The following is a 25,363-nucleotide window of genomic DNA, read 5'->3' as shown; positions in this document are numbered from 1 at the left end:
GTTATGATGAACGGATATGAATATACAGACATGGACGCAATACTGGCAGGCAGCTTCCGGGCAGCCATCTATTGCAGGCTTTCCAAAGACGATGACCTTGACGGGGAGAGCGCCAGTATTGCCAACCAGCGGGATATGCTGGAAAAATACTGCGAAAAGCAGGGATGGGAGGTTGTGGCAGTCTATCAGGACGATGGCTACACGGGGCTGAACATGGAGCGCCCCGACCTGAAACGGATGCTCAAAGCCATCGAGCGCAGGCAGATAAACCTTGTCATAACGAAAGATTTATCGAGGTTGGGCAGAAATTATTTGCAGACCGGCACACTCATTGAGGACTTCTTTCCCCGCCACGGCGTCCGCTATATCGCCATGAATGACGGTATCGACACCATGCGGGAGAATAACGACATTGCGCCGTTCAAGAACATCCTCAACGAGATGTACAGCAAGGATATTTCCAAGAAGGTACATTCCTCTTACCTTCTGAAAGCCCAGCAAGGCCAGTTTACCGGCTGTATCGCCCCTTTCGGGTATCAGAAAGACCCGGAGGACAAAAACCATCTGCTGGTGGACGAGGAAACCGCCCCCATTGTCCGGCAAATCTTCCGCTGGGCGCTGGAAGGACACGGCCCGAACTTTATCCGGCGCAGGCTGGAAGAACAGAAGGTGCCTTGCCCTACATGGTGGAACCGGGAACGGGGCTTCCGCAATGTCCGCACTAAATGGGAAAAGAAAGACCCGGTAAACGGGCGGTATATGTGGGATTTTTCGGTAATCAAGGACATCCTGATGAATCCCGTCTATACCGGGGCTATCGCTTCCCAGAAGAAGGACTACCGCTTCAAAATCGGCACCATCGGGGAAAAAAAGCCGCAGGACTGGATTGTGGTGGAGGAACGGCATGAGCCGATTGTTGACCGCAAGAGCTTTGACATCGTGCAGGACAAGCTGAAATCCCGGCAGCGTTCCCGCCAGACCGGGGAAATCAGCCTGTTTGCGGGGCTTCTCAAATGTGGCGAGTGTGGGAAATCACTGACTATCCGCTACACCAACGACAAGCACCCGAAGCAGATTTATTCCTGTAAGACCTATAATGCCTATGGGAAACAGCACTGTACCCAGCACCGTGTGGAGTACGAAACCCTTTACCGCCTTGTGCTGAACAAAATCCGGGAATGTGCGAAGGCCGCCCTGATGGACGGGGAAGCTGTTGCCGGACGGCTTACCAACACCTGTGAAGCCGAGCAGAAAGGCCAGCGGGAAGCGTTGGAGCGTTCCCTGACGAAGCACGAGGAACGGATTGAGGTACTGGAAAAAATGGTGCTGCGGCTCTATGAGGACATGGTTGCCGGACGTATCAGCGAAGCAAACTTCAATCTCATGCTGGATAAGACGCAGAAGGAACAGGCTGAACTAAAGGAACGGGTTGAACAGGGGCGCAGGAAGCTGGCTGATGAAATCCGCCTTGCCGTGGACGCCAAGCAATGGGTGGACGCCATTCAGGAATACGCCGACATCACGGAGCTGGACGCTGCCACCCTCAACCGTCTGATTAAAGAAATCGTTGTCCATGAACACATCGACAGCGATAAGACACGACACATTTCTATTGAAATTCATTTTAATCTCAAACCCATCCCGGAGGTGGAACAGGTCACGGCCTGACCTGTTCCCGCCGGGGCGGTTCTAAAAAAATTCCATAAATTTCTTGACACGCCGCCGCCCGCCATCGAGCAGAGTTTTACACCTATTTTGGTATGAAACAGCTCATGGCTGGCGGCGGCATCATCCTTTTGGGAACCACGCTGATCCCCCTGCTGTCTGGCTTGTTCTAAGGAGGGCTTATGGATTTTCTCACCGACTGGCTCACGAACTGGCTGAAAGAGCTGTTGATCAGCGGCATCATGGGGAACCTCGAAGGGCTCTTTGATACCGTCAATGCCAAAGTCGGAGAGATTGCGGTACAGGTAGGGACTACCCCGGCGGCATGGAACGCCGGGGTTTTCTCCCTCATCCGCCAGCTTTCCGAAACGGTGATCCTGCCGATTGCCGGATTGGTGCTGACCTTTGTTGCCACCTACGAGCTGATACAGATGCTTTTGGAAAAGAACAATATGCACGAGTTTGATGTGGCGAATATCTACAAATGGGTATTCAAAACCGCTTGTGCCATCCTCATTCTTTCCAACACCTTTAATATTGTCATGGCGGTGTTCGATGTGTCGCAGAGCGTGATTGCGGATGCGGCGGGGCTCATCCAAGGCTCCACCGACATTACGCCGGATATGTTGGTAGAGCTGGAAACCACGCTGGAGGGCATGGACTTGGGGCCGCTCCTTGGCCTGTGGCTCCAGTCCTCTGTGATCGGGCTGACCATGCAGATCATGGGGATCATCATTTTCGTTCTGGTGTACGGAAGAATGATTGAAATATATTTAATGACCAGTCTGGCCCCTCTCCCCGTTGCCACGCTTTCCAACCGGGAGCTGGGCGGTACAGGGCAGAACTACCTAAAATCCCTGTTCGCCGTGGGCTTTCAAGGGATGCTCATACTGGTCTGTGTTGCGATCTATGCGGTGCTCGTCCAGGGCATCACCACAGGCGGCGATCCGATTGGAGCGATATGGGGAACCGTAGGCTATACGGTTCTTCTGTGCTTCATGCTGTTTAAGACAGGCGGCATCGCCCAGCGCATCTTCGGGGCGCATTAAACGGACGGACTTCGGGACAATTTGTCCCGAGGCCGGGAAAGGAGGAAACGATTTTGGATAAGGATGTCATATTAACCCCGGAACAGATCGCCGCCGAGGAGCGGCGCTGGCTGTTTGATGCGCCGATTGCGGAGCTGGCCGAGGTAAAAGGCGTGACGGTGGACGAGGCAGTTAAGCTGCGGACGGACGCAATTTTGCAGGAGGCCGCTGTTCCCATCGAAGTTACGGTTCGCCCGATTGAGCCCCAAGGCAAGCTCATCGGCTTTGCCAGCGTCAACTATGGCGGTGTAGTGATCGACGATTTCAAGGTGGTGGATGGCAAGAACGGGATTTTCCTCGGGGCTCCCAGCAAACCCGATCCCACCAGCAGGACGGGCTACCGCTCCACGGTGCGGGTCAATGACCGGGCCACCCAGGAGCGGCTCAATGCGGCGGGAGCCCAGGCGTACCATTCAGCGGTGGAAAAGCTCATCGCCCGGGCCGAGGCAGTCCGCCCCACCCCGATCAAGGAGCAGATGGCACAGGCCGCAAGGGAGGCCGGGAAGGAAAATGCCGCCCGAACCGCCCCGGCAAAGAAAAAGGAGGCCCGGGATGACAGGTGATGTGACCTCGAGACAAATTGTCCCGAAGTCTCCAGCCTGCCCGGAGGGGCTGTTTTTGATGGACGGGATTGAAGGGCTGCGCTCTTTGCCGAAGCACTCGGTTGATATGCTCCTTACCGATCCGCCCTATGGCACTACCCGGAACTTTTGGGATGTGCCGCTTCCGCTCCCGGAGCTGTGGGAGGCGGTCAAGTGGGCTGTCAAGCCGGATGGCGCAGTGCTGTTTTTCGCACAATGCCCCTATGATAAGGTGCTGGGGGCATCCAACCTCTCTATGCTCCGCTATGAATGGGTGTGGTACAAAAGCAGGTGTACTGGCTTTCTCAATGCAAGGCGGGCTCCCTTAAAGCGGACGGAAAACATTTTGGTGTTTTATCAAAAATTGCCCTATTACGATCCGCAGTTTGAACAGGGCAAGCCCTATAAGAAAATTTCCCGGACAGGGGACAACAGCCCCAACTATGGAAAATTCCTGTGTTCCAGCAGCGGATCAGAGGATGGCCTTCGTTTCCCCGGAAACCTTTTGGCCTTTTCTTCCGTACAGCGTACCGTCCACCCCACGCAGAAACCCGTGGAGCTGTGCGAGTATCTCATCAGAACCTATACCCGGCCCGGGGAGCTGGTGGCAGACATCTGCGCTGGCTCCGGCACGACTGCTGTGGCTGCTGTCAATACAGGCCGCCGCTTTGTATGCTTTGAAACCGCCCCGGCCTTTTACGCCCCAGCTACAGAACGCATCCGGCTGGCTACTGAGGCGGTCAAAGCCGGGCAGAAAGGAGTATGACTATCGGAAACTATTCTATCATTTACGCCGATCCCCCTTGGCAGTACCAGCGCAATAAAGTACAGGGGGCGGCAGAAAACCATTATCCCACAATGGGGATTGACGAGCTGTGTGCGCTCCCGGTGGCTGATCTGGCCGCCCCGGACAGCGCACTTTTTTTGTGGGCGACTTTCCCCCAGCTCCCGGAGGCCCTGCGGCTCATAGAGGCGTGGGGCTTTCGCTATAAGTCGGTGGCCTTTGTCTGGCTGAAAAAGAATAAAAAGGCGGACAGTTGGTTTTATGGTCTTGGCTTCTGGACGAGGGGAAATGCGGAAATCTGCCTGCTGGCTACCAAGGGCCATCCCAAACGGAAGGCGGCAAATATCCATCAGTTTATCATTTCCCCGATTGAAGCCCACAGCAAAAAGCCGGACGAGGCCCGGGAAAAAATCGTGGCCCTTATGGGCGACCTGCCCCGGGTGGAGCTCTTTGCCAGACAGTCCCCGCCCGGCTGGGAGGTGTGGGGAAATGAAGTGAAAAGCACGATCCCGGACTTTGGGCTCATGGAGCCCCCGCAAAATCAGCGATTTTGTGGGGAGAGGAGGAACAACGGAGCGGACGGACTTCGGGACAAAGTGTCCCGAGGTAGTCAAGCGGAGTTTGTGACGACGAGTCCCGAGGTTAAAGGGGCCGGAAAGGAGGCTGATCCATGCCCTATGTGAATGTACCCAACGACCTGTCAAAAGTAAAAACCAAAATGGCCCTAAACCTTACCAAGCGCCAGCTCATCTGTTTTGGCTGTGCGGCGGCGGTAGGCATCCCGTCCTATCTGCTGGCCCGGGGCTCTATCGGTAATACCGGGGCCATGTTCCTTATGCTGGCCGTGATGCTCCCGGCGTTTCTTCTGGCCATGTATGAAAAGGACGGGCTTCCGGCGGAAAAGGTGCTGAAAAACATCATACGGGCCCGGTTTCTGCGGCCCGGAGTCAGGCCCTATCAGACACAAAACATTTACGCCCCCTTTGCCGGACGGGGCGCTGTGAGAAAGGAGGATGCGATTGCGAAAGGCAAATCCAACCAGCGGAAGAAAAACCGCAAAGGCTAAAAACCGGGCGGCCCTGTCCGCCCAGCAGACGATCCCCTATGTGGCGATGCACCCGGACGGAGTATGCAAGCTCCCCGGCGGGCTCTACACAAAGACCGTGGAATATGAGGACATCAATTATTCCGTGGCATCCACCGAGGATCAGACTGCAATCTTTGGAGGCTGGAGCTCATTCCTCAACTACTTTGACAGCTCCCTGCCGTTCCAGCTTTCCTTTATCAACCGCCGCTCCCACTCCCGGAGCCGCTATAAGGTAAACATTCCCCAGGCGGATGATGATTTTAACAGCGTCCGGGAGGAATTTACCGGGATGCTGAAAAACCAGATCGCCCGGTCTAACAACGGGATTGAACGCTCCAAGTACATTACTTTCGGCATCCCAGCCGGAGGGATCGTGGAGGCCCGGCCCCGTCTGGAGCGTGTGGAGGCCGATGTGATGGGCAACTTTAAGCGGCTGGGTGTTCCCTGTGAACCGATGGACGGGCGGGCAAGGCTGGCCCTGCTTCACAGCCAGATGCATCCGGGCAACCGGGAACCGTTCCGCTTTTCATGGAAGGACATCCCGCAGACGGGGCTCGGCACCAAGGACTATATCGCCCCGGACAGCTTTGACTTCCGGCACTCCCGCCTGTTCCGGGTGGGCCAGTATTGGGGCGCTGTTTCCTACTTGCAGATTTTGGCGTCTGAGCTCTCGGATAAACTGCTGGCAGAAATTCTGGAGCTGGATGCGGAAATGACCGTAACCCTCCATATCCAGACGGTGGATCAGCTAAAGGCCATCAAAACCATCAAGGGAAAAATCTCCGACATCGGGAAAATGAAGGTGGAGGAACAGCGGAAGGCTGTCCGGGCCGGGTATGATCCCGACATTCTCCCGCCCGACCTCATTACCTTTTCCAAGGATGCGGCGGAGCTCCTTGCCGACCTCCAGTCCCGCAACGAGAGGATGTTCCTTTTGACTTTTACGGTAGTCAATATGGCCCCTACCCGCCAGCGGCTGGAAAATGATGTGTTTACCGTGGGCGGCATCGCACAGAAATACAACTGCGCCCTCAAGCGGCTGGACTGGCAACAGGAGCAGGGCTTTGTGTCCTCGCTGGCTCTCGGCTACAACGAAGTGGAGATCCAGCGTGGTATGACAACCAGCTCCACGGCAATTTTTATCCCCTTTATGACAAGGGAGCTGCGGATGGACGGGCAGGCCCTCTACTATGGCATGAACGCCCTTTCCCACAATGTCATTATGGCTGACCGCAAAAAGCTGAAGTCGGCCAACGGAATGTACCTCGGCTCTACGGGCTCGGGAAAATCCTTTGCGGCAAAGCGGGAACTGCTCAATGTCTTTCTGACCATCCCCCAGGATCGGATTATCATTGTTGATCCGATGGGCGAATATGCCCCGCTGGTTCGCAGGCTGGGTGGACAGGTGATCGAGATTGCCCCGGACAGCCCCCACCACCTAAACCCGATGGATGTGGAGCTCAACATGGCCGCCGGGGAGAGCCCTCTTTCCATGAAGGCGGATTTCCTGCTTTCCCTGTGCGAGCTGGTGGTAGGCGGAAAGGAAGGCTTACAGCCCATCGAAAAAACAGTTGTTGACCGCTGTGTGCGGCTGGTGTACCGGGAACAGGCCCTTGGGCTTGATACGGGGAAAACCCCGCTTTTGCAGGACTTGTACGAGGAGCTCTTAAAACAGCCGGAGCCCGAAGCCCGGCGTGTGGCAACTGCCCTTGAGCTCTACTGCACCGGCTCCCTCAACCTGTTTAACCATCCCACGAATGTGAAAACCGACAGCCGGGTGGTGTGTATCGTGCTGAAAAACATGGGAGAAAACCTCCGCAAGATCGCCATGCACATCACAAATGAATTTGTGTCCCAGGCGGTAGATACCAACTTCCGGGAGGGCGTGGCGACATGGTGCTATTTCGATGAGTTCCATGTCCTGCTCCGTGATCCGCTGACCGCCAGTTATTTTGTGGCGGTGTGGAAAATGCTGAGAAAGAAAGGCTGCGTTCCCAGCGCCCTCACGCAGAATGTGAAAGACCTTCTGGCCAGCCGGGAGATCGAGAACATTCTGGATAACACCGACTTTATGATTTTGCTTTCGCAGGCTCAAAGTGACCGGGCGATTTTGGCAAGACAGCTTGGTATTTCCGAGCACCAGCTTTCCTACATTACCCACTCTAATTCCGGCGAGGGCCTGCTGTTTTACGGGAATGTGACCATCCCGTTTGTGGATCGGTTCCCGAAGGGGGAAATCTATGACCTCTTAACCACCCGACCGGAGGATATGAAGAATGAAGCGAAAACCGAATAAACCACGCCCGGAGGCCCAAACGCATACCGAACCCGGAAACGGGGCTGCCGAGCCCGGCGGCTCTGCTTTTGGGGCTGGCTCTGAACAGGAGCCCGGGGCGGCTGGCACTTCGGGACAAAGTGTCCCAAAGTCAAAATTCCGGCAGAAAAGCCAGCAGGAACAAGCGGCGGCATCCAAGCTCCGCATGGAAAAGCGGGGCGAAAAACGGGAGGCCGCCCGGGAAAAGCTGGCAAAGCAGAAGCCGCCCAAACAAAAAGGCCCGATCCGTAAGGCGGCGGGGGCCGCCGGATGGGGCGTTCACGGCTTTGTGCATGGCAAGCTCTACGAGGTGGAACAGGAAAATGTAGGAACCGAAGGGGCCCACCGCTCGGAGCTTGCCGGGGAGGTTGTCCTGCGGCATGGCTCCCGGTTTGTAAAGCGCAAAGTCCGGGAGCATCCGGCAAGGGCGGCCAGCCGGGCCGAGGCCAGGTATCAGAAAGCGGCGGCGGATTATCATTTCCACACCGCCGCACAGGAGCACCCGGAGCTTTCCCAAAACTATTTTACCCGGTACTGGCAGAAACAGCGGCTTAGAAGGCAATACCAGAAGCGGGCGAAGGAGGCCGCAAAACAGAGCGCAAAAGCCGCCGGGAAAACAGCCGCCGCCACGGAAAAGCTGACAGCCCGGGCCGCTGGGTTTGTGAAGCGCCATCCAGTCGGATGCCTTCTGGCGCTGGCCTGTGTCCTTGTGATCGTCCTGCTCCAGTCCTGTTCGTCCTCGCTGGTGTCCATCGGCAACGCCGGAGCCGGGGCGCTGGGAGCCACCACATACCCCTCTGAGGATGAGGCGATTTTAGGGGCGGAGGCGGCTTATGCCGGGCTGGAGGCAGAACTGCAAACCTACCTTGATACCTACGAAAGCACCCACGATTATGATGAGTACCACTTCGATCTGGACGAGATTGAACACGATCCCTATGTGCTCATTTCCCTGCTGTCGGCGCTCCATGAGGGGGAATGGACGCTTTCACAGGTGGAGGGCTCCCTGCAAATGCTCTTTGACCGCCAGTATATTCTGACGGAGCGTGTGGAGGTGGAGACACGCTATGACAGCGACGATGAACCCTATTCGTGGTACATCTGCTATGTGACGCTGGAAAACAAAAACCTGTCCCACCTGCCTGTTTCCCTGTTGAGCGAAGAACAGATGTCCCGGTACTCCATCTATATGTCCACCCTCGGCAACCGTCCCGACCTGTTTCCCGACTCCCCCTATGTGGACAAATACATTACCAACCCGCCGGAGGGTTATGAGGTTCCGGGGGAATATCTGGACGATGAAACATTCGCCGCTATTTTCTCGGAGGCAGAGAAATACATCGGCTATCCCTATGTGTGGGGCGGCTCCAGCCCGTCTACATCCTTTGACTGCTCCGGCTATGTGTCATGGGTGATCAATCATTCCGGCTGGAATGTGGGCCGCCTTGGGGCGCAGGGGCTTTACAACATCTGCACCCCGACCAGCTCCCCAAGGCCCGGCGACCTTGTGTTTTTCAAGGGAACCTATGATACCCCGGGCGTGAGCCACTGTGGGATTTATGTAGGCGATGGGCGGATGCTCCACTGTGGCGATCCCATCGGATATGCAAACTTAAATACAAGCTACTGGCAGTCTCATTTTTACGCCTACGGGCGTTTACCATGATTGGAGGTCATTTATGGCAACAGCAAAAAGCATGAAAATCCAGGCCGAGATTGATAAGGTCAAGGCCAAAATCAGCGAACAGCAGGCCCGGCTCAAGGAGCTGGAGCAGAAAAAGCTGGAGGCGGAAAACAGCGAGATCGTGGACATCGTGCGTGGCATGAGCATCCCTCTTACGGAACTGCCCCTGCTGTTTGAAAAGCTGAAAGGCGGCGGGGCTTTGGGACAAAGTGTCCCGAAGTCCGAGGATGAGGAAAAGGAGGAAAACTGAATATGAAACGGTTTCGAGTTTTGACAGCGGCGCTTTGTGCCGCTGTTTTGTTATGCGGCTTTAGCGTTCCCGCCTATGCCTACGCAGGCGGCGGCGAGGGCGAGGACTACGGCGATCCCACAATGGAAACCCCGGCCCCGGAGCCGACTATTACGCCGGGCGAGGGCTTTTCCGAGGAGGGAAACCTTGTAACCCGTGATCTGCTCTATGACGAGCACACCAACAAGCAGTTTATTACCGTCCAGACCAGCGGCGGCAATACCTTTTACATTGTCATTGATTATGACAAGCCTGTGGACGAGGAAGGTGAACAGTATGAAACCTACTTTTTCAGCGTTGTGGATGAGGGGGATCTGCTGGCCGCAGCCGAGGCCGCTGGCGTGGAACAGGCGGTCTGCTCCTGTCCGGAGAAATGTGCGGCGGGGACTGTCAATACCGACTGCCCGGTATGCTCTGTCAATATGGGGAAATGCGTAGGTGCAGAGCCGGAGCCCGAGCCTGCCCCGGAGCCTGAGCCGGAACCCGAGAAGCCGGGCAACGCCGGGATGATCCTTTTGGTGCTGGCTGTCATGGGCATCGGCGGCGGGGCCGCATGGTATTTCAAGATTTACCGTCCGAAACACCAGCAGGCTGACCAGCCCGAGGAGGACGATGGCGGGGAGTACCCGGACTATGACGAGTTTGAAGATGACGGCCCCCCGTGGGACGAGGAGGACGAAACCGAAGAAAAGGAGGAAATAAGATGAATTTTACCAGCAGTCCCTTTGAACGAATGATGAAAGAAAAACCCCGTCCCCAGGCTCCCGCTGAGAACAGGCCGCCCAGGGGCTCCGCCTGTTATGGCTGCTGTTACTGGCGGGGGATCGCCTGTGTGTCCTGCTACAAGGAGCTTTTGAAGGCCGGGGCTGGCGGGAGGTGATGGATTGTCCCGTGAACTGACACGCAAGGAAAAGACAGCGATCCGCTCTCTTGTGGTAACATGGTGCGCCAACTATGACCGGGAATACGGCTGCCTGCCGCTGGATAGCGATTGCTATATGCTGGGTAAATGCTGGACGGGATCATACTGCCGCTATTTCCGGGAGTCTGTTCTGCCCCTTGATCCGGCGCTGGAAGCGTCCCTTATGAGCGAGGGCCCAAGGCCGGATTTTAAGATATGCCCGGTCTGCGGCGGGGCCGTTGCCCCGGACAGGCGGCAGGCGTACTGTTCGGCGGCCTGTGCAAAGAAAGCCCACCGCTGCCAGCAACGGGAATATATGCGGAAAAAGCGGGGTGCATCCGTTGACAATTAGGGCCTGCAAAACCCGCTTATAGCAAGGCTTTCCGGGGCCGTTCCGTTGGCCTGCCGTATCATTCTACGGTATGGCCCCGTTTGCCCCGATGCTGTCAACATCCATACAGCGGGACTTTGGGACAATTTGTCCCGAAGTCCCTGCTTTCTGAGAGGAGGAATTATGCCGAAATATTACCCCATCAATGAGGAGGCCGCCCGGCGTGCCAAAAACGCCAACAGCTTTTCCGACTATGTTCCCGGCTCCGCTACCGCCGCTTACCGTGAAATGGTGGATCGGGCCTATGCCCTCGGGGAACAGCAGAAAGGGCGTGTCGATCCCATGTACCACGAAAAGATTGACGGGCTCATAGATCGCTATGCCCGCAAGCTGGCGGAGAACATCAACCAGAGCAATCTCATAGACGCCCGTGTACCCTCCATCCTCATCGCCGGAGGCTCCAACTTCCCGGTGCGGAAAAAGGAAAAGCAGAACGCCGCCCGGGATAAGAACATGGGCGAATATATGCAGATCGAGGGCCTGCTGGATAAGGTGCGCTCAACAGGTATGGGCGGGATCAGCGCAGACGATGACCGGGCTGTGGAAAAGCTGGAGGCAAAGCTGGCAGGGCTGGAGGCCATGCAGGAGGAAATGAAAACCGTCAATGCCTACTACCGCAAGCATAAAACACTGGAGGGCTGTCCCGTCCTGTCCGCCGAGGAAATTGGAAAGCTCCAGTCCTCTATGGCATCCGACTGGCGCAAAAATCCCGTACCCTATCCGTCCTATCTGCTTACCAACAACAATGCCAACATCCGCCGCACACGCCAGCGCATTGAGGATTTGAAAAGCCAGTCGGAATATTCGGGTTGGGCCTTTCCCGGGGGCCGGGCGGAAATCAACGAAGGAGAAAACCGCTTGCAGCTCTTTTTTGAGGAAAAGCCATCGGAGGAACAGCGGCGGGAACTGAAAAGCAACGGTTTTAAGTGGGCTCCCAGCCAGGGGGCATGGCAGAGACAGCTTACGAAAAATGCCATCTATGCGGCGGGCCGGATGGAGTTTTTACGCCCGGAGGATGGGCAGAGCCCTTACCAGCTCCAGCCCTTTGCCCGGAAAACGGAAAAGGATATGACACGATGAAGGAGGTGTATTTGTGGACAAAAATCAAGGCTATTCCATTTTGAAGGCTGTGATGCTGGAAAATGGCAGGGGCTTTGCGCTGGGGCATCATCCCACAGCCCCATCCCCCTATGTCACATGGGCCTGTTACGATGATAAGAACGGCCAGCGGCAGTATGAATGGGGACATTACGGCAACGATCTGGCCGCTATGGAACAGGATTTTTCAGACCGGGTAAAGGACTATCAGCGGCTTTACCATGTGGGGATCGTGCAGACCGAGGCCCCCGGCTTTTACAAGTATTACTCTACCCAGCGGCCTGTGGACATCGGGACATTCCCCAAACCACCCCACAATGCCCCGGATGAGATCGTCAACTATGACCGCCGCATCCCGGTGGAGGGCGGCGCATTTCTGGCATGGGGGCATCTGACTTATACGAGGCCGCTGACCGAAAAGGAGGCGTCCGACTATGAGCTCCGTCCTGCCCCCGTTATTTCTGAATTATCCCGGAAAAGCGAGGACAGGCCCCTTTCGATTGCCCGGCAGATGAAGGAGGCCGGGGCTCTGGCCGAGGCCAGCCGGGGCGATCCTGTTCACAAGAAAAAGGCCCCCGACCGGGGCGACCGATAGGAGGATTTGTATGGAAGAAAGATATAACCCGATGAAAAGTGCGGAGATCGCCACCGAGCACAATTACAATATGCTGGATGGCGTTCTCAATAACCAGGCCCCGCCCCCGGAGGAAAAGGAGCTGGATAAGGTTAAGGAACCGCCCCACAAGCGCCGAAGCCGGGAACGGGAGGAACGATGACAAAGAAACGCCGCCGCCCGATCCATCTCCATGTGATGGTGTCCGAGGAGGAGCAGGCCCTTATTCAACAGCGCATGGCCGAGGCGGGCATCCGCAATATGGGGGCCTATATGCGGAAAATGGCCCTCAATGGCTATGTGCTCCATGTTGACCTCTCGCCCGTCCGGGAGCTGGTATCGCTCCAGCGGCGGTGCTCAAACAACCTCAATCAAGTGGCGATCCAGGCCAACACCTACGGCGGGATTTATCCCGAGGAGATCGCCGCTCTGCAACGGGACTATGCCGCCCTGTGGGGGCCGCTGTCCGATCTGCTGAAAAAGCTCTCCGCATTGGTAGAACTCTGATCCTGCCGGGGAGTGGCGTATGCCGCTCCCCGGTTTTCACTACTTCGGGACAATTTGTCCCGAGGTGCTGAAAGCCGGAGGCATCCTTGTTGTCCCTCCCGGACAGAGGTATAATTATCATGTAAGGAACCATAAACCACACTTTTCAAGGAGGTATCAAGCGATGCGGATCATTCTGAAACTTTTAGCGGCCCCCTTTGTTCTGGCCCTCACGCTCCTTGTGGCAGTATTGAATTTTGCTTTTTCCTTTGCGTCATGGGTGTTCTGCGCCCTGTCCTTTCTCTGTCTGATCGGAGCCCTGTTTGCTTTATTCACGGGGGATCGCTGGGGCATACAGGGGCTTGTGATCGCCTTTGCTGTTTCGCCCTTTGGCCTGCCCGCTGTGGCGGAGTGGCTCATTGACAAGCTGGACAGTCTCAACTACTCGCTAAAGAGTTTTATCACAGGATAACGCTTTGGGACAATTTGTCCCGAAGTCCCCTGCGGCGGCTGGACGGACAGCCGCCGTTTTCTTTTGGAAGGAGGTGTGCCCACGGCTACAACTTATATCCGGCCCTACAAGGTGGCGGCTGGGAAAGGCGCTGTCCAGACAATGGAGGAACGCTTTGACTATGGGCTTAATCCGAAAAAGCTGGGAGCCCTGTCCTCATACCTCTGCGATCCGGCCACGGCTCCCGCTGAGTTTCTGCTGGTAAAGAGCCAGTACCAGGCGGAAACAGGCCGGGCCGTAGAGCGTGGAGCCCTGTTTTTTCAAATCCGGCAGGCGTTCCCGCCCGGCGAAGTGACAGCGGAGGAGGCCAACCAGGTTGGCTATGAAACAGCCATGCGCTGGACGAAGGGAAAGTATCAGTTTTTTGTCTGCACCCACACAGACAAGGGCCACCTCCACAATCACATTTATTTTAATTCAACGGCCTTTGACCGCTCTCGGAAGTTCCATAATTTTATCGGCTCCAGCTTTGCCCTGCGGCGGCTCTCTGACCGGGTGTGCATTGAGCATGACCTCTCTGTGATCCAAAATCCAAAACAGCACAGCAAGGGCCGGTATCTCCATTATGGCCAGTGGATTGGGGAAAAGCCGCCCTCTGCAAAACAGCGGGTGCGGCTGGCCATCGTGGAGTCTCTGCAAAAACAGCCCGCCGATTTTCCGGCGTTTCTGAGGCTTATGGAGGAGTCCGGCTTTCTGGTAAAGCATGGCCGTGGCGGTGTGATCTCCTTCCTTGCTCCCGGGCAGGATAAGCCCACCCGCCTGCGGGCATCTACCCTCGGGGATGGTTTTGATCCCGAGGACATCCGGGCTGTGATTGCCGGGGAGCGTCCGATCCCGGAGCTCCCGCAGGAGGCTCCGGCTCCTGCCCGGCGTGTCAATCTGATTATAGACATTCAAGAGCGCATGGCACAGGGCAAGGGCCCGGCCTATGAACGGTGGGCCAAGGTTTACAATCTGAAACAGATGGCTGCTGCGCTCCAGTACCTGCGGGAAAAGGATTTGATGGACTATGACGCGCTGGCGGCCAGTACAGAAAAGGCAGTAGAGCGTTTTCACGCACTGTCCGAGGAATTGCGGCAAACGGAGGCGGAGCTGGAAAAGACCTCCGGGCTCATGGCGGCTACTGTGGACTACGCAAAAACCCGGCCTGTGTTTGATGGTTACAAAGCGGCCCGGTACAGTAAAAAGTATCTGTCGGAGCATGAGACGGAGCTTGCTACTTACCGGGCGGCCCGGGCTACTATGAATGAGCTTTTGGACGGGGCAAAATTGCCAAAGATGGCGGATATGAAAAAGTCCCGCCAGGAATTGGCGGGAAAGAAAAAAGCCCTCTATGCGGAATACCGCAAGGCCCAGGCGGATATGCGGCAGACTGTGGCGGTCAAAGCGAACATAGATCATCTGCTCGGCGTGACAGACGGGCGGGAAAATAAGGCCCAGGAGCGGTAGCGACAGGCCGCAGATAACAGGCGCATAGCGCCGGAACTTTGGGACAATTTGTCCCGAAGTCCAGCGGGTTTGGGGAGCTCCCCAACAAGCATTTTTGCGGGCCTGCGGCCAGCAAAAATTTCGGAGTGTGGCCACACCCGAATTGCTTGCCGTTTCGTGCGCTTCCGCTACATGGCGCAAAAAAACGGAGGTCACGCTTTTCTTACGCATCCTCCGTTTCTCTGGCTTTCTTAATGCCCTCGGCTGTGGCTTCTATCACGACAAGCTCTTTTTCATTCATGGAGTTTAGCAGCACATCAATGTGTTTTCTGCAAGAGCTTGACCTTGCCCCTCCGTCCGCATGAATAAACTGGTCAACTGAAACGTCAAACATAGTAATGAGTTTAACAAAAAGGTCGAAACTGGGATACTGACCTTTGTTCTCAATATTCATAATGGTACGGGAGTCACGGTCTACTAATTCCGCAACATAGGCTTGTGTCCAGCCCTTTTCTTCTCTGGCTCGTTTGAGAGCCGCTCCGAGGCCGTGAAAGTCAAACCTTCTTTCATCTTGGTTCATTCTCATATCACCCTATATCATTCTACATTTCGGGTTGAATTATGAGAATGTAATGAGATTTTACATTAAGTAGTATTTTATTTCGCATCCGTGTAGGCTCTAACTTGTATTATTCGAGGTAGAGAACTATAATATATCCTGTGGAGGTGCGAAATGGACTATATGACATTGAAAGAGGCTGCCGAAAAGTGGGGCGTGACACCTCGTAGGGTAAATTATTATTGTGCCGGAGGGCGTATCCTCGGCGCTGTGAAAATGGCCGGTGTTTGGCTGCTCCCTAAAACTGCGGAGAAGCCTATGGATGCTCGTACAAAAGACTTTCGGAAAATAGATAAATAATTGAAAAAGGATTGCTATATTTGCTGTTAGGAGGTGAGCATAATGAATGCAAAGATACTGATTGCTGACGATGAAAGCGATATTGTTTCTATGCTCGGCAGCTTTTTTGAAAGCAAGGGCTTTCGTGTCTTGCCTGCTTCCAATGGTGCAGAAGCACTAAAGCAAGTGGAAAAACAACCGGATATTATTTTGCTTGACATCAATATGCCCGGAACGGACGGGTTAGAGGTTTGCAAGCGTATCCGCGATCACATATCCTGCCCAATCCTTTTTCTGACTGCCCGAATCGAAGATACAGATAAGGTAAACGGATTTGCTGTTGGCGGCGACGATTACATTGTGAAGCCCTTTTCACTTATGGAACTTGAAGCGCGGGTGTGCGCTCATCTGCGCCGGGAAGCGCGACACAACTTTGAAGCGCAAGTCAAGTTTTCCGGTGATTTGACGATTGACTATTCGGAACGTTGCTTGTTCTTTGGCGATAAGCGTGTCGGTCTTGCAAAAAAGGAATTTGATATTGTGGAACTGCTTTCTCAAAATCCGGGACAGGTCTTTGATAAAGAACGGATTTATGAGCGTATTTGGGGTTATGACAGCGAGGGCGACAGCAGCGTTGTGGCAGAGCATATCCGCAGGATACGAACAAAGATTGCGGCATATACAGACCGGGTATATATTGAAACAGTTTGGGGGTGCGGATATAAATGGTTAAAATAATGCGACCCGTACAAAATTTATCTCTGCGTAAAAGTCTTGTACTCTATATTGTTCTCTTTGTTATGTTCGCTCTTGCCCTATCAATTATGACTGCTTCTGTATGTGAAACTGTCGCCGATAAAATCAATGAAAAGTACCCTAATACTGGCGAAAAATACTACTTGACGAATGAACAGGGGGAACGTTTGGGAGAAGGGACTTATATTTATAAGGAGCTGCCTGTCTTGAACGAACAAGACGAACAATTGCTTGCTATATTAGATTTGTTGCCAACCGTTACACCCCCTATTTATTCTGCATTCTGTATCATAGCGGCTGCGCTATTGTTTTACAAAAATAAACTGAAAAAACCGCTTGCTGAACTGCGGGCGGCTTCTGAAAAAATAGCGAACAATGATTTGGACTTTTCAATCGACTATGACAGCAACGATGAATTGGGGCAGCTTTGCGCGTCCTTTGAAATCATGCGGACAACCCTTGCGGATAATTTCTCTAAAATGTGGCGGCAAGTTGAAGAAAGAAAAGCACTCAACGCCGCTTTTGCTCACGATTTGCGTACCCCTCTGACGGTACTAAAAGGCTATAATGAAATGCTGCAAGCCAGCGACAATTCCCAAACGAGGGAAACCGCCGCCACAATGGGAAAGCATATTTCCCGTATGGAAAACTATGTGAGCAGTATGAGCAATCTTAGGCGTATGGAAGATACGCAGCCGGATTACAAGTTGATTGACTTGCAACCGTTGGTATCTTCTTTATATGACAGCGCAAAAATCGTTTGTACGAAAAACGGAAAAGAGTTGATTTTACAAAATGACATCCCTATTTTGCAGCTATCTCTTGACAGTGCATTTATCTCACAGGTATGCAACAACTTGATTTCTAATGCTGTGCGGTATGCCCGTACTTTGGTAACAATATCTTTCGCCTTGCATGACAACGGTTTGCTGCTTTCCGTATCGGACGATGGGAATGGTTTTGATAAAGACAGCCTACAAAAAGCCGCAAATCCGTACTTCACAGGGGAAAGCAACCATTCCGAGCATTTCGGACTTGGGTTATATATTTGTAAGCTACTTTGTGAACACCATAACGGTTATCTGAGGATTGAAAATACCGAAGTGGGAGCAAAAGTTTCCGCCTTCTTCAAAACTCCTGTCTTGTAGATAAAAAATAGATATTTACCCGCTATACTCTCCATGAAAACACATGGAGAGTATTTTATTGCTCCCTATGGAGAAAGGAGCTTTTTTATGGAATTAAAGACAGTTGGACTGACAAAAAAGTTCGGTTCCAAAATCGCCGTAGACGATTTGAATATTACTCTGGCTAATGGTGTCTACGGCTTGCTGGGCGCAAATGGCGCAGGAAAAACAACGCTAATGCGGCTGCTTTGCAATATCCAAAATCCCACTTCCGGAAAAATACTGTTGAATGGGAAAAATGCTGTTGGGCTGGGTGAACGCTATCGAAGCCTCTTGGGCTACTTGCCCCAGCACTTCGGATATTACCCGGACTTTTCAGCGTTTGACTTCCTGCTATATGTTTCTGCCCTAAAAGGCTTGGACGAGAAGGCAGCGCGGAAGAAATCAAAAGAACTGCTGGAAGCGGTAGATTTATCAAAGGAAAGTAAGCACAAAATCAAAACTTTTTCGGGAGGCATGAAACAGCGTTTAGGGATTGCACAAGCCATGCTCAATGATCCCCGCATTTTGATTTTAGACGAGCCGACGGCGGGGCTTGACCCGAAAGAGCGCGTCCGTTTCCGCAATTTGATTAGTGCCTTTTCCAAAGACCGCATTGTAATCCTGTCTACGCATATTGTTTCCGATGTGGAGTTTATCGCGGAGGAAATCATTATGATGAAGTCCGGGCAAATCATTCATTTTGGAAATCCGCAGGAGATTACTTCTGAAATCAACGGTCAAGTATGGGAATGTACGGTTCCGACTGCCTATGCGGAAAAATACGCGGCTTCCTATAATACAAGCAATCTGCGGAATACCAGCGAAAACCAGACAATCCTGCGGATTGTTGGAGATCGTCCGCCGATGGAAAATGCAGTAAGGGTACAGCCTACTTTGGAAGATTTGTACCTGTTCTATTTCAAAGGAGGCTGTGAAGAATGAAAAAACTAATTTATTTTGAACTGCGGAAGATTTTTTCCAAGCGTTTATCTATGGTTACCCTTATCGGGATACTTCTATTCTCTGCTTTGCTTTCTTTTTCCACCTATCAAAACAAATACGCTTTTGACCAGAACGCCGGTGAAGGTTCCGGCAAAGCAGCAGTAGAAATCGACAAGGAAATCGCAGCAAAGTATGAAGGAATCCTGACCGATGAAAAAGTGCGACAAATGATGTCTGATTTTGCGCCGACATCAGATTTGCATGGGTTGAATGCGGCCTATATTTACCAAAACGCCATGCAATCCGCAGCCTTTTCACGATTTTCAGATCTGAACGGAAATTGGAACGGATTGAGTGTTTCCGATGTGTTCGGTAATGAAGAAATCAAAATTGGCTATGTAGATGGTTGGCTTTCAACAAGTAAAAACATGGTGCGGGTTTTTATCGCGCTTGCTCTTGCGGTTATCATCATGCTTGCTCCGATTTTCTCCGGCGAGTATGAAGGCGTTGACAATATCATATTGACAAGCAAATACGGAAAAACCAAATGTGCTACTGCAAAGGTAGTAGCTGGCATTCTCACCGCCATTCTCACCACTGCGCTGATAGTAGCTTTTAACTTATTTCTTGCGCGTGCTTTTTACGGAACGGAAGGATTGAATTGCAGTATTCTATTTGCTCCCAGCGAATATGTTGAAGCATTTATCCCTTTTAATATCACCTGTGGGACGCTGCTCAAATATCAAATCCTGTTGGCATTTACCTGTACCATCAGCGTTACAGGAATTACATTGTTGATGTCTGCAATCAGTAAAAATCAGATTGTAGCTTTGGTTGCGGCAATGGCAATTTTTCTGTTCCCGGTTTTGCTGCCGATCCCGGAAACAAATCCATTGTTCCGATTGGTCGGGCTTCTTCCTGTCTACCATGTTCTGGCTGTTTCGCTTCTATCGGTGGAACAAATGAGCAACGGTATGCTGTATGCGATATGGGCAATCCCAACGGCATTGATCTTTTTGGGAATTGGCGCTGGTTTTTCTCGCCATATATTTGCGAAGCACCAAGTTTCATAAATATGGAATAATCTGCCGCACGACGGCAAAAGAAAAAAAGCCGTCGTAAAGCAGACACATTCACACGCCCATGAAGCGGTGGCTTTGATTTTCAGAGCCGCCGTTTCTTTTCGTCTATCCTAAACCAACGACGACCTAACGCCGTGTAAATCCACGGCGGCATATAGGAGGATTGCCGCCGTGTCTATTTTTGCCTTTTTTCATAGTACCCATGACCTACATCAGTTAAAAAAAGCATAGCTCCGCCTCCGGGTTATTCCGGCTATGTATGCGAAATTTGTTGGAACCTTAATTGTTATGTCATTTCATGCGTCCGTGTGGCTTCATGCCGCCCGGGCGCTTTTGTGTTCTTATGGGGCTGCTTCGGGTCATGTTGGCCCGAAGTCATTCCCCAGTGTCGCTCCCCGCCAAGCCCCGTTTCGGTCACTCATCCACCCAACACCGAAACGGAGGTTTATTTATGACTACAATCAATCTGAAGGATTTTTATTATTGGTACACACAGGATCAGTTTATCGAGGTTTCTGACGAGGTAGCCGAAGTGTTTGTGGCCGATGCCCGGCACGAAATGGCCTACCAGCGGCGGCTCTCCCGGCATAAGGCGCAGTATTCTCTGGACTGCGATGACGGGATCGAATATTCCGCCTGCCTGCATGAGCCAACGCCCCAGGAGCTTCTGGAGCGCATGGAGCTGTTCATCCGTCTGTGGAACGCACTCAACTCTTTGCCGGAGATCCAGGGCCGCAGGATTGATGCCCACATCATTCTTGGAAAGAGCATCAAGGAAATTGCCGAGGCCGAGGGCGTACATGAGGAGTCTGTCCGCCAGTCGATCAAGCGTGGCCTTGAGCGCATGAAAAAAACTTTTTGATTTTTTCATTTTCCCCACTTGGAAATGATGAAAAAATGTCTTGGTTTATGAAAGGAGATATTCTTCTTTCCGCAGATAAACAGCGGCGGCCCTGGGCATAGTCCGGGGAGCCGGGCGGCGGGTGCGCTGTGACTTTTTCTTTGGAAGAACGAGCGAACAACACCAACGCCGCAACTGGGCCGGGCCACCCCACGGCCACGATCCGGCATAGGACAGGCTGGCCGCCTGTCCCTCCGGGCCGCCCTCTTATCTGCGAGGGAACGCCGCTCTGAGTATGGTTGTCTTTGGACAGGACAAGAAAATGGGAGCGGCGTTCCTTAAATTTCAAGCAGGAGGCAGACGATATGAAAGCGGTGCTATATTGCCGAGTAGATGGCCCTCAAACTTCTTTTGCCCTTGATGCAATTAAGGGACAACAGCTATATCTCATGGACTATGCGAAGAAAAACAACATAGAAATCGCGGGGATATATCTGGATGTGGGGTATCATGGCCGGACAATGGATCGTCCTGGCTTGCAATCTGTGATCCAGACTTTGAAAGAGGGCAACGCCGATGTGATTTTGGTTGCAAATTATAACCGCTTATATCGCGGGCGTTTCCCACAGGAATTGCAGGAGCTCCCGGTTGTTTCATTGAAGGAGCAAAATCGAAAAAGAGAACGAGGAGGAAAAGAACATGACATTTGATCCTGCGCTGTCCGCTATGATGGCCGAGCCGTGGAGCAACGGAGCCTGCCGTGGTTATGTCATTATGGCGATGGAAAACTGCGGCTTTTCCAGTGATGACATCCGCCGTATGATGGCCGAGCTCCATGAGCTGTTTGACTTTGTTTCTCTGGAGGAGGCCGAGGCCCACTATCAAAAAAGCCTTTTCTGACTTCGAGACATTGTGTCCCAAGGTGGAGTGAGGCAAGAGGGCAGCATCGTTTGGGTGCTGCCCTCTTGCGTTTCCCCACAATATGCGGGAAGCGTATCCTATTTTTGATAAGGAGGTTTTACCGTGAGATTAACGGCAAAGGAACTGGAACAAATGAAAAGCGTTGACATCGGCGCAGTGGCTCCTGAGTCCCTGCCGGATGTGAGCGGCATGGCCTTTGACACCTCTCTCCCCCGGGAGGAGCGGATCGCTCTGTTTTTGCAGGCGGTAGAAAATCCATACTGCTTTTGCATCGGCGGGATCGGTGTAAAAATTGAATTTGCGGAAAGCGGGCCGTCCTTGCAGGACACGCTGACGGACTTTCTGCTCCGGCAAAAAAGCGGGCTGTAACTTCGGTTATGGCCCCTTTCTACTTCGAGACAAAGTGTCCCGAGGCGGAGGCATCCTTGTTGTCCCGCCCGGGCAGAGGTATAATATAGATGTAATGTGATAGGGAAGGAGGAACAATGGCACGAGCAAAAAACAGAGGATTGCAACAGAGTTTCTCTCCCTCTTATACCGTCCGCCGCTGGCGGCTGGGCGAATATATCCGGCTTTCCAAGGAGGACTTGAAAAAGGGAAAGGACGACAGCAACAGCGTCATCAACCAGCGTGATCTGCTCAATGACTTTTACCAGAAGCATATCGGAGAATTTGAAAGTGTTTCCGAATATGTAGACGATGGACACACAGGAACGGACGCCAACCGGGAGAATTTCCAGCGGCTCCTTTCCGATGTAATGAGCGGGAAAATAAACTGCGTGGTAGTAAAAGACCTTTCCCGTTTTGCAAGAAATTACAGTGATGCGGGAAGTCTGATTGATAACCTGTTTGTTCAGATGGGCGTTCGCTTCATCAGTCTTGCTGAAAATGTGGACAGCTATCTCAACCCGGACAGCGTTTCCAGTATTATCGTCCCGATTACAAATGTGATGAACGATCAATACTGCTATCAGACCTCAAAGAAAATTCGCCAGGTATTTGACTATAAGCGGCGCAACGGGCAGTACATCGGCGCATTTGCTCCTTATGGATATGTGAAGCACCCAAAGGACAAACACCAGTTGATCATCGATCCCGATGCCGCTGAAATCGTCAAACTTATTTTCTCTTTGTTCCTAAAAGGGACATCGAAACGGGCCATCGCTTTGTATCTGAATGAACACGGCGTACCCAGCCCCTCGGCTTATAAACTGCAAAAGGGCATACCCGTTTCAACAAGAGGATATGACGATCCTATGTGGGGAGCCCGCATGATCCACTCCATTCTGACGAACCCCACCTATACCGGGGATTTGGCACAGGGCCGCAGTCGGGTAAAAAGCTATAAGGTACACGAGGTTGAAAGCGTTCCCCGTGAAGAATGGGTGGAAGTAGCTGGTACGCATGAGGCAATCATTGATTATGAAACCTTTGATAAGGTACAGGCCCTTTTACAGCGGGATACCCGTACTTCTCCAAAAGGCCGGGAAGTCCACCTGTTCAGCGGTTTTCTGAAATGTGCTGACTGCGGGCGGGCAATTACCCGGAGCGTGGGCAACAACAATAATGTGTACTATGCCTGCTCCACCTACAAGAACCGCTCCCGGACAGCCTGCACAATGCACTCAATCAAGCATAACCGTCTGGAGGCCGCTGTCCTCTTTGCGGTACAACAGCAAATCCATCTGGCTGTTTCATACTCGGAAATGATTGCCCGCATTAACACCGCCCCGGTCAAAAAGAGCCAGTCCATCCGTTTGGAAGAACTGATTGCTGCGAAAGAGCGGGAACTGGCAAAAATCAGCCGCTACAAGCAGTCCCTTTATCAGGACTGGAAAGACGGGGAAATTACCCAGCAGGACTACCGGGATATGAAAGCCGATTATGAACGACAGACCATCGCTCTTACGGATGTTCTGGCCCGGCTGAACGCTGAACGGGCGGAACTGGCAAACGGTGTAAAGAGTGAGCATCCCGCATTGGTGGCCTTTACAAAACATCAAAATATCGACCAGCTTTCCCGGGAACTTCTCGTTGAGCTGATCGACCATATCAAGGTTTATGAGAATGGAAACATTAGTGTGAGATTTAAGTTTGCGGATGAATTTAGACGCATAGCAGAATACATTGAAATCAACACCACAAAACCCGCAGTAGCGGGCTAACCCCCGCTACATACCCCTTTGACAGTGTGTTTTCCTAATAGGAGCTAATCATACGTTATTACCCCTTTCTGATCATGTGATGGTTCATTCTTTTTCTGCTGATCATCTGCTCAGCTTTTTTCTGATAAGCCATCATTCTCTTTAAAGTTTTCTCCTGGTTCTTTTTTGCTTCCTGTCTTTTTTCCATTGTTTTCATCATAGTTTTCTGTTCCTTTCTTTCATTAGTTGTATTGAAAAGGGAGCCCTGATTCAGGGCCCCCTTTACTGCAAATTAATTACTTTACTATTTTCTGTTTTTCTTTTTTCTGATATAAAGTCCTGCCATACCTCCTGTGGAGATCACCAGAAGCAGAATTGGCAGCCAGATATTCGTGCTGTCACCTGTTTTTGGTGCATTTGATACCTTTGTCTCTTCATGGGACTGTGGTGTATCCGGTGTGTTCGGTGTTTCTGGAACTTCCGGTTTCTCATTTGTTAGATTGAAAGTAACTTCCACGACTGGTGTACTGTCATTCACATAAGCAAATGTCACTTCATGCTTGGTCTGATCCAGTGTGTATCCATCCAGTGTTTTTGTTTCCACCAGATAATACTTGATCGCTGTATCATATTTGCCGTTCTTAAATGTGGCAATCTCATACAGCTTACTTTCTGCATGACCGGCAGCGTCTGTCTTTAAGGTTTCCAGAACCTTTCCTTTGCTGTCACGGAGTTCAAATTCTACCCCTTTCAGTGGTTCTCCTGACGATTTATCTGTCTTATTGAGAATCACTTTTCCCTTGGCAGTATCATCTTTCATAGCCACTTTCTGGACTTCTCCAGTATCCTTTACTTCAAAAGTAACATCCGATGTCAGAAGATATCCTTTCGGTGCCTGCTCTTCACGTAAGGTATATTTACCGATTGGCAGTTTTTCGATATAGTGTGCTTCCTCTGTGGAAGTCCAGCTCTCTACTACCTGATCATCCTTATCGAGAATCGTCAGTTTCGCACCCGGAATCTCTGTTTCTCCTGTGATATCCGTCTTACTGATCTGTACTTTTGTCACATCATCTTTCATCTCATGCTTCTGAACCTCTGCTGTATTCTCTACTGTGAAAATAATACTTTCTGCAGTGACATATCCATCTGCCGGTTTTGTCTCTGTCATGGTGTATTCCTTACCAACAACCAGTTCTTTGATGGCATGGGATTCTTCCGTAGAAGTCCATTCATCTACTGTATTGCCATCTGAATCCGTTACTTTCAGGTGTGCACCTGGAAGTTCTTTGCCTGTTGTCAGGTCTGTTTTTGTCAGTTCCACTGTGGTCGGCTGATTTTCAAAAGTAAAGTCGTAGCTTACTTCTGCCTGGTCTGCTCCGGCATATTCAAAGGTAAATTCCTGTACTTCATCTGTTGTAACAAATCCGTCCGGCGCAAAGATTTCTTTCACATAGTATTTTCCATCTACTGGAAGATCTGCCGTAAAAGTGATCTGTCCTTTTTCATCCGTTACTCGCTGCTCAATCAGACTGTCTTTCTCAAGGAGTACCTCGCCCTTTGCATTTTTGATATTTTCACTGGTATAAAGACCGTAGACACCACCTGCAAGGACACGTTCTGTATCTTTTTCTTTCTTCAGAACCGTAACCTTTACTTTCTGACGGGCATTCTGCCATTTCTCATCATA

The 25,363-nt window shown here is 52.1% G+C and carries 30 protein-coding genes and 2 pseudogenes; 29 read left to right on the top strand and 3 right to left on the bottom strand.

The window, feature by feature from the left end; genetic code table 11:
* The first annotated feature begins 3 nt into the window (after nucleotides 1–3).
* The 19 genes and pseudogenes from LKD71_RS08200 to LKD71_RS08110 all read left to right on the top strand — a co-directional run bounded on the left by LKD71_RS08200 (nucleotide 4) and on the right by LKD71_RS08110 (nucleotide 14,941).
* The gene (locus tag LKD71_RS08200) at nucleotides 4–1,668 is read left to right on the top strand and encodes a recombinase family protein (protein ID WP_007884068.1); all 1,665 of its coding nucleotides are present in this window, start codon (nucleotides 4–6) and stop codon (nucleotides 1,666–1,668) included.
* 89 nt (nucleotides 1,669–1,757) lie between these two features.
* Nucleotides 1,758–1,838, top strand: a pseudogene (locus LKD71_RS08195) (Maff2 family mobile element protein); the annotation flags it as partial.
* 9 nt (nucleotides 1,839–1,847) lie between these two features.
* Complete coding sequence (locus tag LKD71_RS08190; RefSeq protein ID WP_227615045.1) at nucleotides 1,848–2,714, top strand: VirB6/TrbL-like conjugal transfer protein, CD1112 family; 867 nt, start codon at nucleotides 1,848–1,850, stop codon at nucleotides 2,712–2,714.
* 53 nt (nucleotides 2,715–2,767) lie between these two features.
* Nucleotides 2,768–3,316, top strand: a complete 549-nt coding sequence (locus LKD71_RS08185; RefSeq protein WP_227615044.1) for a septation protein SpoVG family protein — start codon at nucleotides 2,768–2,770, stop codon at nucleotides 3,314–3,316.
* The gene (locus LKD71_RS08180; RefSeq protein WP_227615043.1) at nucleotides 3,306–4,100 is read left to right on the top strand and encodes a DNA-methyltransferase; all 795 of its coding nucleotides are present in this window, start codon (nucleotides 3,306–3,308) and stop codon (nucleotides 4,098–4,100) included. The genes LKD71_RS08185 and LKD71_RS08180 overlap by 11 nt, the downstream gene beginning before the upstream one ends.
* Nucleotides 4,097–4,627 (top strand): annotated as a pseudogene (locus LKD71_RS08175) (MT-A70 family methyltransferase); the annotation flags it as partial. The gene LKD71_RS08180 and the pseudogene LKD71_RS08175, both read left to right, overlap by 4 nt.
* 161 nt (nucleotides 4,628–4,788) lie before the next feature.
* A complete protein-coding gene (locus LKD71_RS08170) occupies nucleotides 4,789–5,184 on the top strand; it encodes a PrgI family protein (RefSeq protein WP_015560022.1) in 396 nt (131 codons plus the stop codon).
* Nucleotides 5,132–7,501, top strand: a complete 2,370-nt coding sequence (locus tag LKD71_RS08165; RefSeq protein WP_195556688.1) for a VirB4-like conjugal transfer ATPase, CD1110 family — start codon at nucleotides 5,132–5,134, stop codon at nucleotides 7,499–7,501. The genes LKD71_RS08170 and LKD71_RS08165 overlap by 53 nt, the downstream gene beginning before the upstream one ends.
* Nucleotides 7,482–9,185 (top strand): C40 family peptidase, encoded by a 1,704-nt coding sequence (locus tag LKD71_RS08160; RefSeq protein WP_227615042.1) that lies wholly within the window; start codon nucleotides 7,482–7,484, stop codon nucleotides 9,183–9,185. The genes LKD71_RS08165 and LKD71_RS08160 overlap by 20 nt, the downstream gene beginning before the upstream one ends.
* Before the next feature lie 13 nt (nucleotides 9,186–9,198).
* Nucleotides 9,199–9,453 carry a DUF4315 family protein gene (locus tag LKD71_RS08155; protein WP_227615041.1) on the top strand — a complete coding sequence of 85 codons (255 nt, stop codon included), beginning with the start codon at nucleotides 9,199–9,201 and terminating at the stop codon, nucleotides 9,451–9,453.
* A gap of 2 nt (nucleotides 9,454–9,455) precedes the next feature.
* Nucleotides 9,456–10,199 carry a DUF4366 domain-containing protein gene (locus tag LKD71_RS08150; RefSeq protein WP_227615040.1) on the top strand — a complete coding sequence of 248 codons (744 nt, stop codon included), beginning with the start codon at nucleotides 9,456–9,458 and terminating at the stop codon, nucleotides 10,197–10,199.
* On the top strand, nucleotides 10,196–10,372 hold the full coding sequence (locus tag LKD71_RS08145) for a hypothetical protein (RefSeq protein WP_166433533.1): 177 nt from the start codon (nucleotides 10,196–10,198) through the stop codon (nucleotides 10,370–10,372). Before LKD71_RS08150 ends, LKD71_RS08145 begins: the two co-directional genes overlap by 4 nt.
* A 4-nt stretch (nucleotides 10,373–10,376) precedes the next feature.
* Nucleotides 10,377–10,745, top strand: coding sequence for a cysteine-rich VLP domain-containing protein (locus LKD71_RS08140; RefSeq protein WP_227615039.1), 369 nt, complete (start codon nucleotides 10,377–10,379; stop codon nucleotides 10,743–10,745).
* A gap of 162 nt (nucleotides 10,746–10,907) precedes the next feature.
* The gene (locus tag LKD71_RS08135; protein WP_015560017.1) at nucleotides 10,908–11,864 is read left to right on the top strand and encodes a hypothetical protein; all 957 of its coding nucleotides are present in this window, start codon (nucleotides 10,908–10,910) and stop codon (nucleotides 11,862–11,864) included.
* Between the two features lie 13 nt (nucleotides 11,865–11,877).
* Nucleotides 11,878–12,477, top strand: a complete 600-nt coding sequence (locus LKD71_RS08130; protein WP_227615038.1) for a defense against restriction DarA-related protein — start codon at nucleotides 11,878–11,880, stop codon at nucleotides 12,475–12,477.
* A 10-nt stretch (nucleotides 12,478–12,487) separates the two neighbouring features.
* The gene (locus LKD71_RS08125; protein WP_005933602.1) at nucleotides 12,488–12,658 is read left to right on the top strand and encodes a DUF4316 domain-containing protein; all 171 of its coding nucleotides are present in this window, start codon (nucleotides 12,488–12,490) and stop codon (nucleotides 12,656–12,658) included.
* On the top strand, nucleotides 12,655–13,002 hold the full coding sequence (locus tag LKD71_RS08120; protein ID WP_015560015.1) for a plasmid mobilization protein: 348 nt from the start codon (nucleotides 12,655–12,657) through the stop codon (nucleotides 13,000–13,002). The genes LKD71_RS08125 and LKD71_RS08120 overlap by 4 nt, the downstream gene beginning before the upstream one ends.
* A gap of 163 nt (nucleotides 13,003–13,165) precedes the next feature.
* On the top strand, nucleotides 13,166–13,453 hold the full coding sequence (locus LKD71_RS08115; RefSeq protein ID WP_055246214.1) for a CD1845 family protein: 288 nt from the start codon (nucleotides 13,166–13,168) through the stop codon (nucleotides 13,451–13,453).
* 141 nt (nucleotides 13,454–13,594) lie between these two features.
* Nucleotides 13,595–14,941, top strand: coding sequence for a relaxase/mobilization nuclease domain-containing protein (locus LKD71_RS08110; protein ID WP_227615094.1), 1,347 nt, complete (start codon nucleotides 13,595–13,597; stop codon nucleotides 14,939–14,941).
* A gap of 202 nt (nucleotides 14,942–15,143) precedes the next feature.
* Here LKD71_RS08110 and LKD71_RS08105 read toward each other — a convergent pair whose 3' ends face one another.
* The gene (locus LKD71_RS08105; RefSeq protein ID WP_054328119.1) at nucleotides 15,144–15,500 is read right to left on the bottom strand and encodes a helix-turn-helix transcriptional regulator; all 357 of its coding nucleotides are present in this window, start codon (nucleotides 15,498–15,500) and stop codon (nucleotides 15,144–15,146) included.
* Between the two features lie 153 nt (nucleotides 15,501–15,653).
* Between LKD71_RS08105 and LKD71_RS08100 the strand changes: the two genes are divergently transcribed.
* From LKD71_RS08100 to LKD71_RS08055, 10 genes are all read left to right on the top strand, one after another.
* Nucleotides 15,654–15,839, top strand: coding sequence for a helix-turn-helix domain-containing protein (locus LKD71_RS08100; RefSeq protein WP_050005652.1), 186 nt, complete (start codon nucleotides 15,654–15,656; stop codon nucleotides 15,837–15,839).
* 42 nt (nucleotides 15,840–15,881) lie between these two features.
* Nucleotides 15,882–16,556 carry a response regulator transcription factor gene (locus LKD71_RS08095; protein WP_021651273.1) on the top strand — a complete coding sequence of 225 codons (675 nt, stop codon included), beginning with the start codon at nucleotides 15,882–15,884 and terminating at the stop codon, nucleotides 16,554–16,556.
* A complete protein-coding gene (locus LKD71_RS08090) occupies nucleotides 16,544–17,722 on the top strand; it encodes a HAMP domain-containing sensor histidine kinase (protein WP_044961421.1) in 1,179 nt (392 codons plus the stop codon). Before LKD71_RS08095 ends, LKD71_RS08090 begins: the two co-directional genes overlap by 13 nt.
* Before the next feature lie 87 nt (nucleotides 17,723–17,809).
* A complete protein-coding gene (locus LKD71_RS08085; protein WP_044961423.1) occupies nucleotides 17,810–18,685 on the top strand; it encodes an ABC transporter ATP-binding protein in 876 nt (291 codons plus the stop codon).
* A complete protein-coding gene (locus tag LKD71_RS08080; protein ID WP_021651276.1) occupies nucleotides 18,682–19,758 on the top strand; it encodes a hypothetical protein in 1,077 nt (358 codons plus the stop codon). The genes LKD71_RS08085 and LKD71_RS08080 overlap by 4 nt, the downstream gene beginning before the upstream one ends.
* A 460-nt stretch (nucleotides 19,759–20,218) precedes the next feature.
* Nucleotides 20,219–20,629: an RNA polymerase sigma factor gene (locus tag LKD71_RS08075; protein WP_118013838.1), complete on the top strand. Its 411-nt coding sequence runs from the start codon at nucleotides 20,219–20,221 to the stop codon at nucleotides 20,627–20,629.
* A gap of 344 nt (nucleotides 20,630–20,973) precedes the next feature.
* The gene (locus tag LKD71_RS08070; protein ID WP_227615037.1) at nucleotides 20,974–21,318 is read left to right on the top strand and encodes a recombinase family protein; all 345 of its coding nucleotides are present in this window, start codon (nucleotides 20,974–20,976) and stop codon (nucleotides 21,316–21,318) included.
* On the top strand, nucleotides 21,308–21,508 hold the full coding sequence (locus LKD71_RS08065) for a hypothetical protein (RefSeq protein ID WP_227615036.1): 201 nt from the start codon (nucleotides 21,308–21,310) through the stop codon (nucleotides 21,506–21,508). Before LKD71_RS08070 ends, LKD71_RS08065 begins: the two co-directional genes overlap by 11 nt.
* A 123-nt stretch (nucleotides 21,509–21,631) precedes the next feature.
* Complete coding sequence (locus LKD71_RS08060; protein ID WP_054328128.1) at nucleotides 21,632–21,898, top strand: DUF6870 family protein; 267 nt, start codon at nucleotides 21,632–21,634, stop codon at nucleotides 21,896–21,898.
* Nucleotides 21,899–22,014: 116 nt separating this feature from the next.
* Nucleotides 22,015–23,694 (top strand): recombinase family protein, encoded by a 1,680-nt coding sequence (locus tag LKD71_RS08055; RefSeq protein WP_038353772.1) that lies wholly within the window; start codon nucleotides 22,015–22,017, stop codon nucleotides 23,692–23,694.
* Nucleotides 23,695–23,752: 58 nt separating this feature from the next.
* Here the strand turns inward: LKD71_RS08055 and LKD71_RS08050 are convergent, their stop codons facing one another.
* Together LKD71_RS08050 and LKD71_RS08045 are read right to left on the bottom strand one after the other, a co-directional pair.
* Entirely contained in the window at nucleotides 23,753–23,893 is a 141-nt protein-coding gene (locus LKD71_RS08050; protein ID WP_167702486.1) for a hypothetical protein, read from the bottom strand.
* Nucleotides 23,894–23,977: 84 nt separating this feature from the next.
* Nucleotides 23,978–25,363, bottom strand: a 1,386-nt coding sequence (locus LKD71_RS08045; protein WP_227615035.1) for a SpaA isopeptide-forming pilin-related protein, incomplete at its 5' end; no start/stop codon positions are given.

The organism is Fusicatenibacter faecihominis (assembly GCF_020686945.1).
Taxonomy (GTDB): Bacteria; Bacillota; Clostridia; order Lachnospirales; family Lachnospiraceae; genus Limivivens; species Limivivens faecihominis.
Note: the sequence above shows the minus strand (reverse complement) of the source record. Positions and strands in the feature narration are given on the sequence as shown.